At 63.3% G+C, this 15,161-nt stretch carries 16 protein-coding genes; 7 read left to right on the top strand and 9 right to left on the bottom strand.

Translation table 11 applies throughout. The features are described 5' to 3' along the window. Positions 1 to 32: 32 nt before the first annotated feature. The 3 genes from B7R22_RS14560 (at position 33) to B7R22_RS14550 (ending at position 1,982) form a co-directional block, all read left to right on the top strand. Entirely contained in the window at positions 33 to 542 is a 510-nt protein-coding gene (locus B7R22_RS14560) for a hypothetical protein (protein WP_147305404.1), read from the top strand. Positions 543 to 626: 84 nt separating this feature from the next. Next, positions 627 to 1,025 carry a hypothetical protein gene (locus B7R22_RS14555; protein ID WP_116412433.1) on the top strand — a complete coding sequence of 133 codons (399 nt, stop codon included), beginning with the start codon at positions 627 to 629 and terminating at the stop codon, positions 1,023 to 1,025. A 150-nt stretch (positions 1,026 to 1,175) separates the two neighbouring features. Then, entirely contained in the window at positions 1,176 to 1,982 is an 807-nt protein-coding gene (locus B7R22_RS14550) for a hypothetical protein (RefSeq protein WP_116412432.1), read from the top strand. An 18-nt stretch (positions 1,983 to 2,000) separates the two neighbouring features. Here B7R22_RS14550 and B7R22_RS14545 read toward each other — a convergent pair whose 3' ends face one another. Continuing rightward, positions 2,001 to 2,183 carry a hypothetical protein gene (locus B7R22_RS14545; protein WP_147305403.1) on the bottom strand — a complete coding sequence of 61 codons (183 nt, stop codon included), beginning with the start codon at positions 2,181 to 2,183 and terminating at the stop codon, positions 2,001 to 2,003. Positions 2,184 to 2,758: 575 nt separating this feature from the next. Between B7R22_RS14545 and B7R22_RS14540 the strand changes: the two genes are divergently transcribed. After that, the gene (locus B7R22_RS14540) at positions 2,759 to 3,043 is read left to right on the top strand and encodes a hypothetical protein (RefSeq protein ID WP_116412430.1); all 285 of its coding nucleotides are present in this window, start codon (positions 2,759 to 2,761) and stop codon (positions 3,041 to 3,043) included. A 77-nt stretch (positions 3,044 to 3,120) separates the two neighbouring features. Here B7R22_RS14540 and B7R22_RS14535 read toward each other — a convergent pair whose 3' ends face one another. The 3 genes from B7R22_RS14535 to B7R22_RS14525 all read right to left on the bottom strand — a co-directional run bounded on the left by B7R22_RS14535 (position 3,121) and on the right by B7R22_RS14525 (position 5,224). Next, on the bottom strand, positions 3,121 to 3,888 hold the full coding sequence (locus B7R22_RS14535) for an SCO1664 family protein (protein ID WP_116412429.1): 768 nt from the start codon (positions 3,886 to 3,888) through the stop codon (positions 3,121 to 3,123). A gap of 2 nt (positions 3,889 to 3,890) precedes the next feature. Then, positions 3,891 to 4,463: a DUF3090 domain-containing protein gene (locus B7R22_RS14530; RefSeq protein WP_116412428.1), complete on the bottom strand. Its 573-nt coding sequence runs from the start codon at positions 4,461 to 4,463 to the stop codon at positions 3,891 to 3,893. Between the two features lie 74 nt (positions 4,464 to 4,537). After that, positions 4,538 to 5,224 (bottom strand): MSMEG_4193 family putative phosphomutase, encoded by a 687-nt coding sequence (locus B7R22_RS14525; RefSeq protein ID WP_116412427.1) that lies wholly within the window; start codon positions 5,222 to 5,224, stop codon positions 4,538 to 4,540. 320 nt (positions 5,225 to 5,544) lie between these two features. Between B7R22_RS14525 and B7R22_RS14520 the strand changes: the two genes are divergently transcribed. From B7R22_RS14520 to B7R22_RS14510, 3 genes are read left to right on the top strand one after another with little or no spacing between them, the layout of a single operon-like run. Further along, on the top strand, positions 5,545 to 6,828 hold the full coding sequence (locus tag B7R22_RS14520; protein WP_437184151.1) for an IS256 family transposase: 1,284 nt from the start codon (positions 5,545 to 5,547) through the stop codon (positions 6,826 to 6,828). Positions 6,829 to 6,834: 6 nt separating this feature from the next. Further along, on the top strand, positions 6,835 to 7,044 hold the full coding sequence (locus B7R22_RS14515; RefSeq protein ID WP_116412426.1) for a hypothetical protein: 210 nt from the start codon (positions 6,835 to 6,837) through the stop codon (positions 7,042 to 7,044). 36 nt (positions 7,045 to 7,080) lie between these two features. Continuing rightward, positions 7,081 to 8,085 (top strand): LacI family DNA-binding transcriptional regulator, encoded by a 1,005-nt coding sequence (locus B7R22_RS14510; protein ID WP_116412425.1) that lies wholly within the window; start codon positions 7,081 to 7,083, stop codon positions 8,083 to 8,085. A gap of 18 nt (positions 8,086 to 8,103) precedes the next feature. On the opposite strand, the gene B7R22_RS14505 is transcribed toward B7R22_RS14510, so the two are convergent. The 5 genes from B7R22_RS14505 to B7R22_RS14485 all read right to left on the bottom strand — a co-directional run bounded on the left by B7R22_RS14505 (position 8,104) and on the right by B7R22_RS14485 (position 14,861). Beyond that, the gene (locus B7R22_RS14505; RefSeq protein ID WP_116412424.1) at positions 8,104 to 8,895 is read right to left on the bottom strand and encodes a carbohydrate ABC transporter permease; all 792 of its coding nucleotides are present in this window, start codon (positions 8,893 to 8,895) and stop codon (positions 8,104 to 8,106) included. A 2-nt stretch (positions 8,896 to 8,897) separates the two neighbouring features. Next, on the bottom strand, positions 8,898 to 9,701 hold the full coding sequence (locus B7R22_RS14500) for a carbohydrate ABC transporter permease (RefSeq protein WP_172582433.1): 804 nt from the start codon (positions 9,699 to 9,701) through the stop codon (positions 8,898 to 8,900). A gap of 238 nt (positions 9,702 to 9,939) precedes the next feature. Then, the gene (locus B7R22_RS14495) at positions 9,940 to 11,289 is read right to left on the bottom strand and encodes an ABC transporter substrate-binding protein (protein WP_172582431.1); all 1,350 of its coding nucleotides are present in this window, start codon (positions 11,287 to 11,289) and stop codon (positions 9,940 to 9,942) included. 44 nt (positions 11,290 to 11,333) lie between these two features. Continuing rightward, positions 11,334 to 12,827: an ADP-ribosylglycohydrolase family protein gene (locus tag B7R22_RS14490; RefSeq protein ID WP_172582429.1), complete on the bottom strand. Its 1,494-nt coding sequence runs from the start codon at positions 12,825 to 12,827 to the stop codon at positions 11,334 to 11,336. A 78-nt stretch (positions 12,828 to 12,905) separates the two neighbouring features. Then, on the bottom strand, positions 12,906 to 14,861 hold the full coding sequence (locus B7R22_RS14485) for an RICIN domain-containing protein (protein ID WP_116412420.1): 1,956 nt from the start codon (positions 14,859 to 14,861) through the stop codon (positions 12,906 to 12,908). Between the last annotated feature and the right edge of the window lie 300 nt (positions 14,862 to 15,161).

Here is a 15,161-nt window from a genome sequence, read left to right as displayed (position 1 = left end):
CTGTGGCGCACGTCACGGTGAGGGGCACTGCAGTGGATGAGCAGAGCCTGCTTCGATCTGGCTCCGCAGGCCGGACCGTGGCGATGCGGATTGCCGGCGCAGCGATCGTCGCCACCCTCTGCCTTGCAGCCACCACCGCCTGTGCCTCAGGTGAGTCGGCGGCCCCTCCCACTCTCGGCGTCGTGCCCGCGTTGCACGCACCCTCCCTCCTGTCGGGAGACTTCGTGGCGCTCGCGCCCGCGCGGTCGATGAGCGGCGCCGTCGTCAGCGCAGACGGCTCCATTGCCTTCACAGATTCCGACACGGGGATGACGGCGCCCCTCCTCTGGCCGCGGGGCACAACGGTCGGTGCGCCCGCGAGCTCACGGGTCGTACTGCTGAACGGCAGCATCGTCCTCGACGCACCACTGACTATGATCGCCACCTCGATCCAGGCGAAGGAGCTGTGGGCCGAGACCGAGGGTGTGGCCGAGTGCGCGCCCGACCCCGAGCAGTCGGTGATCGTGGTCACCGGGCTGCCGGGCATCCTCATGCAGCAGTGAAACCCCTTGCGCCGAGAGCCGGTATCCGTAGAGTCGGAGTGCCGACGGGATGCGCGGCGAATGTCGACCTGAAGGGGGGCGGGGATGCTCCGGAAGGTCACACCTCGCACGGCCGGAGTCGTCGCCGTCGTCATCGGGATGGTTCTCGCCGTCTGCGGGGGAGGGATGATCGCCACGCCGCCCGTGAGTATCCTCGGAGCGATCGTGCTCGTGCCCGCCACGCTGCTGGTGGCGATCGGCTGCGTCTGGCTCGTGCGGCGCGACTGGGATGAACCGTGGCCGCCGAATGTGCGACCCGACCTCGCCAAGCGGTTGCGGATCCGGCGCGTGCTCCTCGTCGCCAGTGGCGTGCTGCTGCCGGTCGCGCTGGCCTACGGCATCTTCTCGGCGACACGCGGGGAGTGGGGGTCGCTGGTGATCTCGCTGATCCTCACGCTGAATGCCGCCACCAATCTGGCCGTGTACCGGCGACTGCGGCAGTAGACGAACCGATCAGCAGGAATGCTATTCTGAGCATCCGATCGCGGCGCTGTCTGCGATGAGGGGGATGCACCTATCGGGGTGCCCTGTCAGGTTCGATTTCCTGAATCCTCCACCCTCCTCCCGGGTACGGAGCGGGTGCACAATGGGTGCATGACACCGACCGACGAGACCGAACGCGGGGGCTGGCTGCGCGCGCGGCTCGGCCGGTGGGGCACCGTGGGTGGGGTCGCCGGCACAGGGTTCGAGGCATACCTGCGGGTGCTGCATCCGGTTCCCGTCGACACCGACGGCGACATCGACGGCACAGACGCTTCTGGGGCGGCCGCGCGTTCGGCCGACTGGACCTGGCGGCAGGTCGCGTCACGCACCGGTGGGACGGTCCACCCGCTCGTGCAGTGGACGGCACTCACCGACCCACTCCCCGACAGCTCCGGCGGCTCCGGCGAGCTCCGCGTCGACGGCCCGGATGGTTCCGTACGACTGTCGCCCCCGCCGACCGGGCGTCTCGCGCCCCGCCTGCTCGCCGCACTCGTGCCGGCGCTCGCCGCAGCGACCACGGCGGCCGACCGGATCACTGTCGGCGTGTGGAACGGTTGGGGAATCCCCGATCTCGACGTCGGCGCTACGCTCGCCCTGCCGGGCAGGGATTACGTGCTCCGGGCCGGATCCCTCGGCGAACTCGCTGATCCGGACTGGCCGTGGCGGGCCGGGATCGCCTGGCGGGAGCCGTTCGAGGGCCCCATGCCCCAGCTCATCTGGCCGGCGGACCACGCCTGGTTGGTGGCCTCCGAGATCGACTGGGACTCCACGATCGTCGCCGGCCCCCGCACCCTCGTCGATGCTCTCCTCACGCTCCCGGTCATCGAATCACTAGAGGTCGGCGAGTCGTACAGCCTCATGTCGGGCTCCGACCAGCTCAATCCCGGTGCTCGCCTCGGCGAAGGACAAGATGGATGAGACGGCCCACGGGCGAGTTCAGGCCACGCGGCGAATGTGCGTTTCCGGGTTCGATGGGCTCGTTCTGGTGACGATGTATCGTCCGGTGGTCGGGTTCCGCACAACGGTCTTGCCAGAGCGGCGAAGGTTCTCGGCGGCCCTCTCTGCCAGCTCCTCTGCGAGTTCGTGGGCCCGCTCGCTGTATCCACTCACGTCTGCCACCATCTCCTCCTTGTGCGAAAGGCCACCTGTGAGTCAAGAATAACGTTCGCGACCCCTATCGCCATCTCATTGTCCTCGTCTCTGGACCACGGCGCATCGATGAGTGCCCGGAGAACTGAGAGTCCCATCTCGGAGTCTCCTTGGTCGGTGCTCACCGACTTGTCGCACGCCCAGGTGAAGCGGCCCCACCATTGCGAACGATCATCTGCAAACTGCTTTTGATCTCGATCGCGTCTGGAGTTGTGGAATGCGATCCATGCTGCGACCCCTGCGCCAACGACGGCAAGGCTGCCGCCGAACCGGCAGACACGATGAATTGGCCCCACCACTGTCCGTCTGGGTAGGGCGGTGGAATCGAGCGTCCGATGATTGCGCCGACAGTCGTGCAGAACAATGCGCCAGGCCACGCCCGTTTCAGATTTCTGGGATGGTGGGTCAACTGTCCTGCCCGTTCGAGAAGTCGCCTTGGTGTGTCGAGGCCACCTTACACGAGCATCACTCACTTCATCACGGTCGTTTGGTCAGGTGCGTCGAGGCGCTGTGCGCCACTCAGGGGTGCGGGGCGTGATCACGCGGTGGGCGGCCTCGACGGCGGATGCCCGGGCGGAGCCGCCCTCACCGTCACCCAGCAGATCGGCGGATCCATCGGAACCGCTGTCTTCACGGCGCTCTACGCCGAGATGGTCGCGTCGGCCGCTCCGGCGGGCTCCGGCCCGTTCGCCGGATTCGTGGAGGGCTACTCGACCGTGTTCCTGGCCGCGGCCGTCGGCGTGCCGCTCGCCGCTCCGATCAGCTGGTTCACGGTACGCGTGCCGCGGAGCGGGTTCGTCGCCGACGCGGAGGCCGTGCACCTCGGCTGAGAACCGTACGGGCAGGCCGGATGCCCACTCGGCCGGATGCCCGGGCGGGCCGGGTGCACGCGGGCAGCAGAGGCCCGTCAGAACAGGGGCCAAGGAACGGCGGGCATCTGGCCGCGGGGGCCGGGGAACTTCCCCGCCTGGAGCAGACGATCGCAGCGCGCGGCGAGTGCCCGCAACTCGCGCGCGGTGATCATCCCGGAGAGCGCCTCGCCGAGGGCGCCGTCGAGCTCGGTCCGCACCCGCTCGACCCCCTCGCGCTCAGCCGGCAGCAGCTCATCGCCGACGAAGCCCCAGAGCACGGTGCGGAGCTTGTGCTCCTCGTGGAACGTGAGGCCGTGGTCCACCCCGTACCGGTGCCCGCCCGGCATCGGCAGAATGTGGTTGCCTTTGCGGTCGGCGTTGTTCGTGACCATGTCGAACACGGCCATGCGCCGCAGCTCGGCCGAGTCCTCGTGGATGAGGGACACTGGATGATCGTGCTCGTCACGCCCGTCGAACACGTGACGCCAGCCCGACTCCGGCATCGTTCCCCAGGAGACGAGGTCGACGGCATCCTGAGTCTCATCGACCTCCTGCCAGAGCTGCAGCATGCCCGGGCCGAGCGGGCCGTCACCGAGCCACGTGCGCGGAACCACGTTCCAGCCGAGGGACTCTGAGACGAGGTACGCGGCGGCCTCCCGGTTCGCGAGGTTGCCGTCGGGAAAGTCCCAGAGCGGCTTCTCGCCCGAGAGGGGCTTGTAGACGACGGTGAGGTCGCCCAGCTGGGCGAGGAACGTCGCGTTCGAGGCCGTCGTGATCCGCCCGGTGAGCTCCAGCTCGCCGCCCGACGAAAGGGCCCCGCTCACGGTCAGAAGCCGCCGGGCATCACGCAGGTGTGGCCTTCGGGATCGACCGGTGTGCCGCAGAGGGGGCAGAGCGGCCGGCCGGCGCCGACGATCTCGAGGGTGCGCTTCGCGAACGCCCGGGCCGTGCCGACGGGGATGCGCACGACCATCATCTCCTCGGGTTCGAACACGCCCGCCTCGGGTGCTTCGCCGAGATCGAAGGAGTCATCGTCGTCGTCGGTCTCGATCACCGGGAACGCTTCGATGACGACCTGCAGCGTCGACGGATCCCAGCCGAGGCTCATCGTTCCGGTGCGGAACTGCGAGTCGACGGGCTGCTCGAGCGGATCGTTGTCGACCAGTTCCACCGGGGTGGCGTCGGGGATGCTCAGGGGGTTGCCATCTGCCGACATCAATTCGTCGAGGATCTCCTCGATCTTCTCAGCGAGAACGGCCGACTGCTCCTTCTCGAGCGAGACACTCACGATGCGGGATCCGGTGCGCGCCTGCAGGTAGAACGAGCGGGAACCGGGCTGGCCGACGGTGCCGACAACCACCCTGTCGGGCCAGTCGAAGCCATGGACGATGGTGGGCATGCAGCCATTCTAAGCGCGGCCGGGCGCCCGCTCCGCCCTGGCCGGGGGCCTTGCTTCGGGGCCTGCCCGGTGCTCTACTCCGTGCCCGCGCCGCCACCGACGGCAGCATCGGCAGGGGCTTCGCTCTTCGCCAACCAGGAGAGGTCGCCCGAGTCGGTGTTCGTCGACACCACGTCCGGCCGGTTCGCCCCGTAGCGCACGATGGAGAGGGATGCCGGACCCACAGTGATGCGCTGGAAGAGGTCGAGGTGCATTCCGAGGGCATCGGCCAGAACCGACTTGATGATGTCGCCGTGGCTGACGGCGACCCACACCGCGCGCGGGCCGTGTTCGGCCTCGAACTCCGCGTCGAGCCGGCGGATGGCCGACACCGAGCGCGCCTGCATCTGGGCCAGCGACTCGCCGCCGGGGAACACCGCTGCCGAGGGCTGCGACTGAACGACCGACCAGAGCGGCTCCTTTGAGAGGTCGCTCAGCTGCCTCCCCTGCCACTCGCCGTAGTCGCACTCGGTGATGGCCTTCTCGATGGATGTCGAAAGAGTTCCCTGCTGGCTCGCAAGCAGAATGCGCGTGGTCTGGCGGCAGCGTTCGAGTGGGCTCGACACCACGGCGACCACCGGAACGGCAGCGACGCGTGCCGCTGCGCGTTTCGCCTGCTCGATCCCCACCGCGTCGAGCCTGACCCCGGCGGTTCGGCCCGCCAGCACTCCGGATGCGTTCGCGGTGGTGCGGCCGTGCCGCACGAGGAGGACTGTGGCCATGACTACAGCCTAGACACCGAGCGCCTCCGGCCCCTTCCGACGCTGCCCAGCAATGTTTCTTCGTCATCGACAACACCCCACCTCCCGTCCCTACTGTCACGAGGCCGGCCACGCCGCAGCCCGTCGTCGGGCAGCCGATGACGGTCACGATCTCGCCAACCCCGGACCCGGTCACAAACACAATCGACCCGATGTATGCGTTCATGTATTGGTGGGGTTACGGGGGTCAAAGAAGGTATTGCAAGGGCTCTCGCGGGACTGTCTCGAATTCGGTGTTTCCGGTCTGATACGTCGGGCGTGAGTCTGGCGGGGAAGGTGCCGTGATGACGACACTGGATGCTGTGAAAAGAAACAAGCCGGAACCCTCCGCGGAGGAACTGGCGGCGAAGGAGCTGGTGCGCCTGGCGGCCGAGCAGGGCCTGTCCCTGACCGGCCCGGACGGGCTGTTGAAGCAGTTCACCAAAACGGTCCTCGAGACCGCGCTGAACGAAGAGATGACCGAGCACCTCGGCCATGAGAACAACCACGCTGAACCTGACCGTGGTTCCTCGAACGTGCGGAACGGAACGAGACCGAAAACGATCCTGACCGAAGCGACCGGGCATGTGGAGATCGAGGTGCCGCGGGATCGGGACGGGACATTCGAGCCGGTGATCGTGAAGAAGCATCAACGCCGCCTCACCGGAGTCGACGAGTTGGTCCTCTCCCTGTACGCCCACGGGTTGACCACGGGTGAGATCAGCGCCCACTTCGCGCAGATCTATGGGGCGCAGGTGTCCAAAGAAACGATCTCGAGAATCACCGACAAGGTCTCGGAGGAGATGGCGACGTGGGCCAACCGGCCTTTGGACGGCGTTTACGCGGCGATTTTCATCGATGCGATCGTGGTGAAGATCCGTGACGGGCAAGTCGCCAACAGGCCCATCTATGCGGCGATCGGCGTCTCTCTGGAAGGCGAGAAAGACGTCCTCGGCTTGTGGGCCGGGACCGGCGGTGAGGAGGCGAAGTTCTGGATGAGTGTCCTTACGGACATCAAAAACCGGGGCGTCCAGGACACGTTCTTCCTCGTCTGTGACGGGCTGAAAGGGTTGCCGGAGGTAGTGTCGAACGTGTGGCCCCTCACCACGGTCCAAACATGCATCATCCATCTGATCCGCAACACGTTCCGGTTGGCGTCGAAGAAGGACTGGGACGCCCTCAAGAAGGATGTCCGACCCATCTATACCGCCCCGAGTGCGGCCGCGGCCAGGGTGGCGTTGGAGGAGCTGACGGAGAAATGGGGCCGCCAGTACGGGGCGATCATCCGGTTGTGGGAGAACGCGTGGGAAGAATTCACACCCTTCCTTTCCTACGACATCGAGATTCGCACCGTGATCTGCAGCACCAATGCGATCGAGTCCTTGAACGCCCGCTACCGGCGCGCCGTCCGCGCCAGGGGCCATTTCCCCACCGAAGCCGCCGCGCTCAAATGCCTCTACTTGGTGACCCGGTCTCTTGACCCGACAGGGGCCGGCAGGACACGCTGGACCGTGCGATGGAAGCCCGCCCTGAACGCGTTCGCGATCACCTTCGCCGACCGCTGGCCAGCAGCAGAAAACTACTAACCAAAAATGCTGGAAACACCGAAAACGTTACAGACCCTGGACATCATGGGACGAGGCGGACGTAAGAGATGGCTCAGCGTTGACGACGCCTACTGGAAGCTGATCCACACCATTATTCAGACAGACGCTGAATTGCAGGTGGTTTTGCTTGATGTGGCCGGCTTGTGCCTCGTCGATGCGTCCTGCGCTTCGCGTTGCCCTAGCATGATTGATTGAGCGGTTCAATAGTTTTGTTGACGATCGGGGCGGTCGATGGTGTCTGGTGGTCCGACGATTCGTGATGTTGCACAGTTGGCCGAGGTGTCTCTTGGGTCGATTTCGAACTATCTAAATGATCGCAAGCCTGTTTCTGCGAATGTTCGGGCGCGTATAGAGGCGGCTATCGAGCAGGTGGGGTTCATTCCGAATGATGCTGCGCGGATCATGCGGGGCGCCAGAAGCCATGCGATCGGTTTTGTTATCCCTGATGCGGGTAATCCGTTTCTGATCGAGGTGGCTCGGGGGATCGAAGATGTTGCGATCGCGGCCGGTTATGTAGTTGTCTCGTGTAATACCGATGGTGATCCGAGTCGAGAAGATCATTACGCTCGTGCGTTGTCTGAGATGCGGGTTGCCGGCGCTGTCGTGATGGCCGCGAGCACGACCGAAAATCATCTGCGCACAATGGAGGCGAGCGGCGCCGCAGTCGTCGTGATCGGTTCAGGAGATCACGGTTCGTCGTTTCCGACTATCGAGATCGACAATGTTCATGGCGGATTTCTGGCCGCAGACCACCTCATCAAGAAGGGCCACCGAGACATCGTCTTCATGGGTGGCCCGGGTGCGGCGCCGCAGATCGATGACCGGTTTGCAGGGTGCCTGCGCGCGGTACGCGAGGCTGGACTGGATGACAGCGTCTTAAGACGAGTGGATGCGGCCGGTAACAGTACCCAGGCGCGCGTCGCCGCGTCGGAGGTCGTCGCAGATAGGATGCCTCGACCCACCGCCGCGATTTGCGCGAATGATCTTCTTGCCCTCGCTTTGGAGTCGACGTTGTTGCGTCGTGGGGTACGCGTTCCCGAACAATTCGCCATTACCGGCTACGACGATATCGAGGCGGCCGTTCTGGCCCCGGTGCCGCTGACGACCGTTCGTCAGCCTCAGTACGAGTTAGGTAGGCGCGCTGCAGAGTTCGTGCTCGACCTCGCAGAGGGCCGCGCGCCGGTAGAGACCGGTCACGAATTCATGGCCGAGCTCATTGTGCGCAGCTCCACCTGAGTCATCAGCGCCGCCCGGCTATTTGACGGCGCCGGCCGAGAGGCCTTTTTCGAAGAACTTCTGTAAGCATAGGTAGGCGATCACGATCGGTAGGCAGATCAGCACGAGGGCCGCGAAGATCTTGGGCTGATCAGAACCGTAGGTACTGGTGAAGTACAGCGGAATGGTGGTAACCGTCTGCATCGACTGGTCTTGTAGAAAGAGAAGAGGGAGAAAGAATTCGTTCCAGGCCTGCAGAAACGCCCACACGATGATCACGGCAGTGATCGGCTTGGCAAGCGGCAGCACGATGCGCACGAGGGTGCCGAAGCTGCTGCAGCCGTCGAGCCGGGCCGCTTCGAGTACTTCATCGGGTATGGCAGCGAGGTAGTTGCGGGTGAGCAACAGGGTGAACGGGATGACCGTTGCAGCCAGCGGCACGATGACTGCGAAGTAGTTGTTGAACAGACCGAGTTGTTGCACGATCAGAAACAACGGCACCACCAACGCGATGGTCGGCAGCACCAGGCCGACGAGAATCGAGTTGAAGACGAGTGTCTTGCCGGTGAAGTTCATCTTCCCGAACGCGTAGGCAGCGAGCATTGTGCACACGTAGACCAACCCGATGACCCCGGCAGAGATGATGGCACTATTCAGCGTCGATTGCAGAAGCGGCGTCTGGGTGATGACGGCCTGATAATTCTTGATGAAGCCTTCGCCGTCGAACGACTTGGCAACGATCGCGATCAGAGGCAGAAGAAACGGCAGAGCCAGAAGCGATGCCACGATCTGGGCGACAACGCGGGTGGGCATGGTTGGGCGAGTGAACATGTTCAGTCCTCTCCGAATCGGTAGGCGCGAATTTGGATGGTCGTGAAAACGAGAGCGATCGCGAGAAGTATCAGCGACAGCGCAGCAGAGTAGCCCGCGTGGTACTGCTCGATGACCTGCTTGTAGATGTAGGTGGTGAGAAACTCGGTGCTACGGCCGGGGCCACCGCCCGTCGTGAGGTAGACGATGTCGAAAGTCTTCAAGGCTCCGATGCAGCCCACCAACGCGAGTGTGGCGTGAGTTCCTTTCAACTGCGGCAGAAGAATGTAACGCACGACTTTCATGGCACCGGCGCCGTCTATCGCGGCGGCCTCGAAGAGGTTCTGGTCGATTTGCGAGATGGCGGCTTGGTAGAGCAGAAAGCTGAAACCCGTCCACTGCCAGATATTGATTGCGGCTAGGGCGTAGAGAGCGAGGTTCGGGTCTGCCAGCCAGGGCGTAGCGCCCTGGCTGCCGAACGTGTGCAGGAGGTCGTTGAATTGACCGTCGGGGGCGAGCATGCCGCGAAACGCAGTCGCGACGGCGGCCGGGGCGAGAACGACGGGGAGGAACATGATGACTTTGTAGGCCGGTCGGCCCCACACGGCCTCGCCGCTGAGCAGGATCGCCATGAACAGCCCGAGTGCCATTTGGATGAAGATGGTCAGCACGCCGAAGATGAACACGTGCCCGAGAGATTGCCAGAGCACCGGGTCGTTGACGGCAGCGATGAAGTTGGCGAAGCCCACGGGGGTGCCTGCCGGGTCGATGCCGTTCCAGTCTTGAGTGCTGACCCAGCCCGTATAGCCGATGCCGACGTAGATCACTCCGACAACTAGAATCAAGGCGGGTAGCACGTACAACCATGGCGTGACGGTTCTCTGCCCGATGCCACGCCCGCGGTGAGGGCGCGAGCGAACGGACGGTTTGGCGGGTGGCGGGGTCTCGGTCTTTCGAATCAGGGTTGATGTCATAACGGGCGTGACCCCGCGGCGTGTAAGCCGCGGGGTTACGCATCCTTTCCGTGTGATTCGTTCGGTTTCGTCTTCAGCGCTAGATTTTCGCCTACTGGTTGGCGGCCTTGATTGCTGTCTCGACGGAGCTGGCTGCGACACTAGAACTCATCTGGCCCGAAGCCACGGCTGACAGTGCCTGGCCGAGGGCGGTCGCGACGTCGGCGTTGGAGATCTGACGTGCACCGATGAGGTTCGAGATCTGGGTTGCCTGATCAGCAAGCGCAGGCTGCTGCACGGCCGGGTCGGTGAGCCCGGTGTCGGGGACCGGAACCGACTTCAAGGCGGGCGTCTGAAGCGAGGTCGCCATCATCGTCTGGGCGGTCTGGCTCGAGGTCAACCACTGCACGAAAGTGAACGCTGCGGCCTGATTCTTGCTCTTGGCCGACACTGCCCAACCCACGTCGGGCCCGCCGAAGAGCCGCCCTGTTTTTTTCGCGCCACCGACGACGTCGGGAAACGCGATCGGTGCGAAGACCTGCGAAGTGATTTGCGGGCCGTACGTGGTGGCGGCGGTGGCCAGGGTGGCCGTCGTCATGTGGTCGTCGTTCCAGGTGCCGAGCGCGATCATCGCCGCCTCGCCCTTGTTGAAGGCGTCGTTGGCATCGGGGTACTCGGTTGTGCCGAGCGCTCCGGGGTCGATGATTCCATCGGTGTAGAGCGACTTCCACGCATCGAATGCCTGAACGAATGAGGCTTCGGTGAAGTCAGCCTGCCCGTTCACGGCTTTGTAAAACTCGCCCGGAGCGATCTCATTGACGATCGACTGGTACACATCGAGGTTCACCCAAGAGTCTTTCGCGCCCTGAACGAAGCACTTCACACCGATCGCTTCGACCTTCGTGCAGGTGTCCTTCCACTCGGCGAGCGTGGTCGGGGGTTTGGTGCCGGCCTTGTCGAGAATGGTCTTGTTGTACCAGACCAGGCCGCCGCCGGTGATCATCCAGGGCAGACCGACTTGCTTGCCTTTCACGTTCAGCTGGTCTGTGGCGTTGAGCTGGGTTTGCCAGTCGCTGCCAATGTTCTGCGCCGCCAGAGGTGCAAGGTCGGTCGTCAGTGGCGCGAATTGCTGTGCCATTGCGCCGACCTGCAAGCCGAAGACGTCGGGACCGGAGTCGGTCGTCGCGGCGAGGCGAACAGCGTTGGGGTAGTCGGCGATTTGAATGAAGCGCTGATTCACCGTGATGTTCGGGTGTTCCTTCTCGAACGCGGCGATCCACGGCTGAGCGGTGGTCGCATCCGGGTTCCAGGACCACCAGTTGATCGTTGATTTCGCGTTGGGATCAACGGCCGGTGTACTCGAGCTGCATGCTGTCATGCCGGCTGCGGCAGTTGCCAGCACGGCGACGGCTGCAAGACGGGCGAGCCACCGGTTGCGGGTGGTTTTCAATGTTTTCTCCATTACGTCGGTGTAGGGATTTGTGATGAGTGGGCGAGATAAAGCGGTTAGGGACGGAAAGCGTTTTCGATCCAGAGGGTGCTGGGCATTTCGACCAGCGCGAGCACCCATTCGGCGACATCTCGGCCGGCCGGGGGTTTCTTGATCGCGACAAGCAGGTCGTGTACCCCGGCGCTGATGGTGAAGTCGATGAATTGCCCGACCGGCGCCATGTGCGGGGCAGGAAACATCGAGTTGCTGCCTTGGGCCCCGTGCAGGTAGTCGCCGTCGAGCCAGATTCGGTAGTCCTCGGTCGAATTGAGCATCAGGCGAACCTGATCGCGGCCCCGAGCATCCATTCGGTAATGCAGCATCAGTAGACGGCTCTCGAACGAAGTGCTCGGCATGCGAACCCAGGTACCAGGCAGCTGAGCTGGCAAGAATTCAAGTTTGGGTGGGGTGCTGCCAACCGGCGGAAGTTCGGAGTTATCGCGGTCGGCCCACGATCCCCACTCGGTGCTGAAGTGAGCGATCTGCACGGCAATGCCATGCGCGCCCGCGTCGAAGGCTTCAGAGACCGCGGCCGGGCCCTCCGAATTCAGGCGACGCTGAAGATCCAGTACCAGATCGGTGAAACCGTTTAGAGTCTCGGGCGGTGTGATGCCGGTGATTTCTTTGTTTAGCACCAAATCGTTTCCGATCGGGGTCAGCCACTTGTCTTCGATCGACGACGGGTCGAGGATGCCTAGCAGAGCGCCGATCGACGCCGTTGAGCTGTCGCAATCCTCTCCGCAGTTGTTCGTGATGCAGATGCGTTCTGAGAACGTTGAGCCCATCAGCCACCCGAGGATGACAAATCCGGTGTTCGGGCGCACATCAGTGAAATCATCGGAACCGTACGCGGCCATAATGAGCTCACGAACCGCATGCCAATCGGTGTTTTCGCGAACCCAGCGTCGCGTGTCGGTCACCACCGAGGTGATACCGCTGTCTGCGGGGATGCCGGCCAGCGCGCCGTCGATGAGCGTGTCGGGGTCGGATTCGATGAACGCCAACGATTGGAGCCTGGCCAGAAACTGTGCTGCGTAGATGCCGTCGCCGGCGTGATCGAAGCATGCGTCTTCGTAGGCGTACGCGGCAGCGAGGTCGGGGTTTCCAGGTGCAAGGCAGGCCCAGAGTTCAGAGCGGATCGCAGCGCCCTCACCGGCAGTGAACCAATTGTCGAAGCTACCCGTGTGCGGTGGTTGCAAGCCCTCAGCGAGGTTGCGCATTCCCACGCCGTATTCGTTCCACGGAAACTCGACGTGGTCGCGCCACGCCTCGGCCAGCACGTGACGGTCGACGACAGGTGTCTGCTGCTCGCTCAGTACGCAGGCGTAGAGCACTTGAAGATCGAGGTCGTCATTGGGTACCATCTCTTCCGGAACCGGGTGATAGTAGTCCGCGTTCAGTGGGCCGGTGAGCCCTTCGAAGGTCTGACCGAGCGTGCCGCCGACAGCTTTACCCAGCCAGCACCCCTCTATCTTGTCCCGCACCGTCGCGGTCTGTTTCAGGTCAGTCATCGTCATATGGTTTCTCCCTCAGGTTGTAAAGTCGGTGCGCCGGCGTCGTGCATCGGCCGGCACGCGATCGTTCGCGGGTCAGTTAGGTGTGAGCGTCCAGCGCTGAGCGGAGCTACCGGCCCAGTACCACTGATGAGCCAGCGCCCCATCTGCGGTACTGGAGTCGGCGATACTCAACGTCTTCCCCGAGGCCTTGTTCGCCAGAATCACCGATCCGTCGATCACGCTGAGAATCCGCCACTTCTGCGCATCGGTAGCCGCCCAGGTTCGCTGAGTCGCTGCCGACCCGTCGCTGGTCAACGGCGGCTCGATCGTCACGGCCTTACCGCTGAGCGGGCTGAGTACCTCGAAATACCCGCCCCCGACCGGCTGCAGATACCAGTGCTGAGCGGCGACGTTCACGTCGTGCCATTGCCAGAGCGTCGCGCCATCGGCCGTACTCGAGTTGTCGATGCTGAGCACACTGCCGCTGTTGACGTTCTTCAGCGAATACGACGGCGATGCTCCCGCCGTGGAACCCGAATACAGGTAGGTTATGGTCGACGACCCAGGAGCCGTGATGCTGAGCCCAGATGAGCTCACCGCCACAGCGGGCTTTGCGGCGAGGTGATCGGTGTCATTCGTGACAACCGGCGTGACGGTTCCGCCATTCAGACCCGACAGTGTGAGCGCTTGGGGGCTGCTTGAGGTGTTGGTCACGACAACCGCGTAGCTGCCGTCGGTGTTCTTATAAGCCGTCGACAAAACCGAAGAACTCGACGAGGCGGCCTCGACCCTGACCGCACCCTTATGCACATAACGGGAGTAATTGCCCATCGCCCAGAGCCGCGCAGAGACCTCATAGCTCGACGATCCGGTGATGCGAATCAGGTCTTCGTTGTCGCTATGGCTCCACGCGCCCGTCCAGCCCAGATAAGCGCCGACGCCGTTGTTCATTGCCGTGTAAATGGTCTGAGCCCAGTACTGTCCGTCGCACGAACCAGTGGAGTAAGCGATATTCCAGGTGTCACCCACGCAGGTGAACTCCGATTGCCAGCTCGGTTTGCCCGCCAGTGCCGCCGCAGGAACCGCCGCAGGTGTTCCACCATAACTATGAAACGAAGCCACCGACTGACGTGCTGCAGCCGTGGCATCGGACTCGATCGCCTGCTGATAGCTTTCAGCCGAACCCGCATCCGCGACATCGGAACTGGCGATCTTGGTCGAGAGGCCCGCAGAACTGAGCGTGGGGCCGAGAGTATCGACGAAACTCGCAAGTTGCGAACTGCTGGCCGTCATCGACTGCCAGTTCGGCGCATCCTGCGGCTCGTTGAACGGGCTTAGATAGTCGAGCGTCACGCCCTCAGCAGCATAATCTTGAACATACTTCGTCAAGTAATTCGCGTACGCCTGTCGCCAATCGCCGCTCGCGCAGCTAGTGAAGCCGCACAGGGTGCCCCCATATACAGCCCCGTTCGACTTCATGAACGCTGGTGCGCTCCATGCATCGGCGTAGATCGACGAGACGCCGCGCGCACGCGCATCTTTCGCGATCTGCACTTGACCGTCAGCACTGTGATCCCAAACATAGCTCGGTGCGCCGGCCGGCGAGGCCGGAGCGTTCGGTTCGATAGTGAAATCGGGCACGGGGGTGTTGCCGTTGGGGTACGTCTGACCGGCTCCCAACTCGACCCGGAGAATATTCAGCCCGATCCCAGAACTCGGCGAGAAAAGCAGATCCTCGACCGATGCACGGTTGGCCCCCGACAGCGAATTGAGGTTGTACGGCAATCCACTCGTGCCGGGCACCTGGTCGACCATCGAAGCGCCGAAACCATCAACCGTCTGAAACTGCAGTCCAGGATCAATACGAATCGAAACTGCGGGATCAGCGTTTGCACGTTGCGGTTGACCCGCGACAGGCCCGGCCATCACCGCCGCAAGTGCCACCACACCCATCGCCGCAGACACAGCAAAAACTCTTCGTGACATCATCGTCCCGTATTCCTTCTCGTCAATGTGGTCTCGGAAGACCTGATAAGTGAAACGGTTCATCCTTGTGCATGAACCGTTTCACCTAAAATAGAGGCTCCCAGCTGACAACGCAAGGCAAATAGGAAATCGTTCTCTTTCGAACTCATCCGTGTGGCTATGTCAAGTTGTTTGACTACCGGGGTGACGGTCGGATTCGCTACCACTGCTGGTCTGCTGGGCTTGGTGTTGTTGGGGGTCGTACACAGCGGAGGAAAAGGCCGAGTTCTTCCGCCAGCTGAAGCTGGCAACGTGTCGAAGGTCGCGAAAGAGCTCGGGTTGGTGAGGATCACGTGCTACAAGTGGGCGCATCAGGCGGGGATC

This window comes from Subtercola boreus, from assembly GCF_003399635.1.
Lineage (GTDB): Bacteria > Actinomycetota > Actinomycetes > Actinomycetales > Microbacteriaceae > Subtercola > Subtercola boreus_B.
This window is presented reverse-complemented; position numbering and strand designations above follow the sequence as displayed.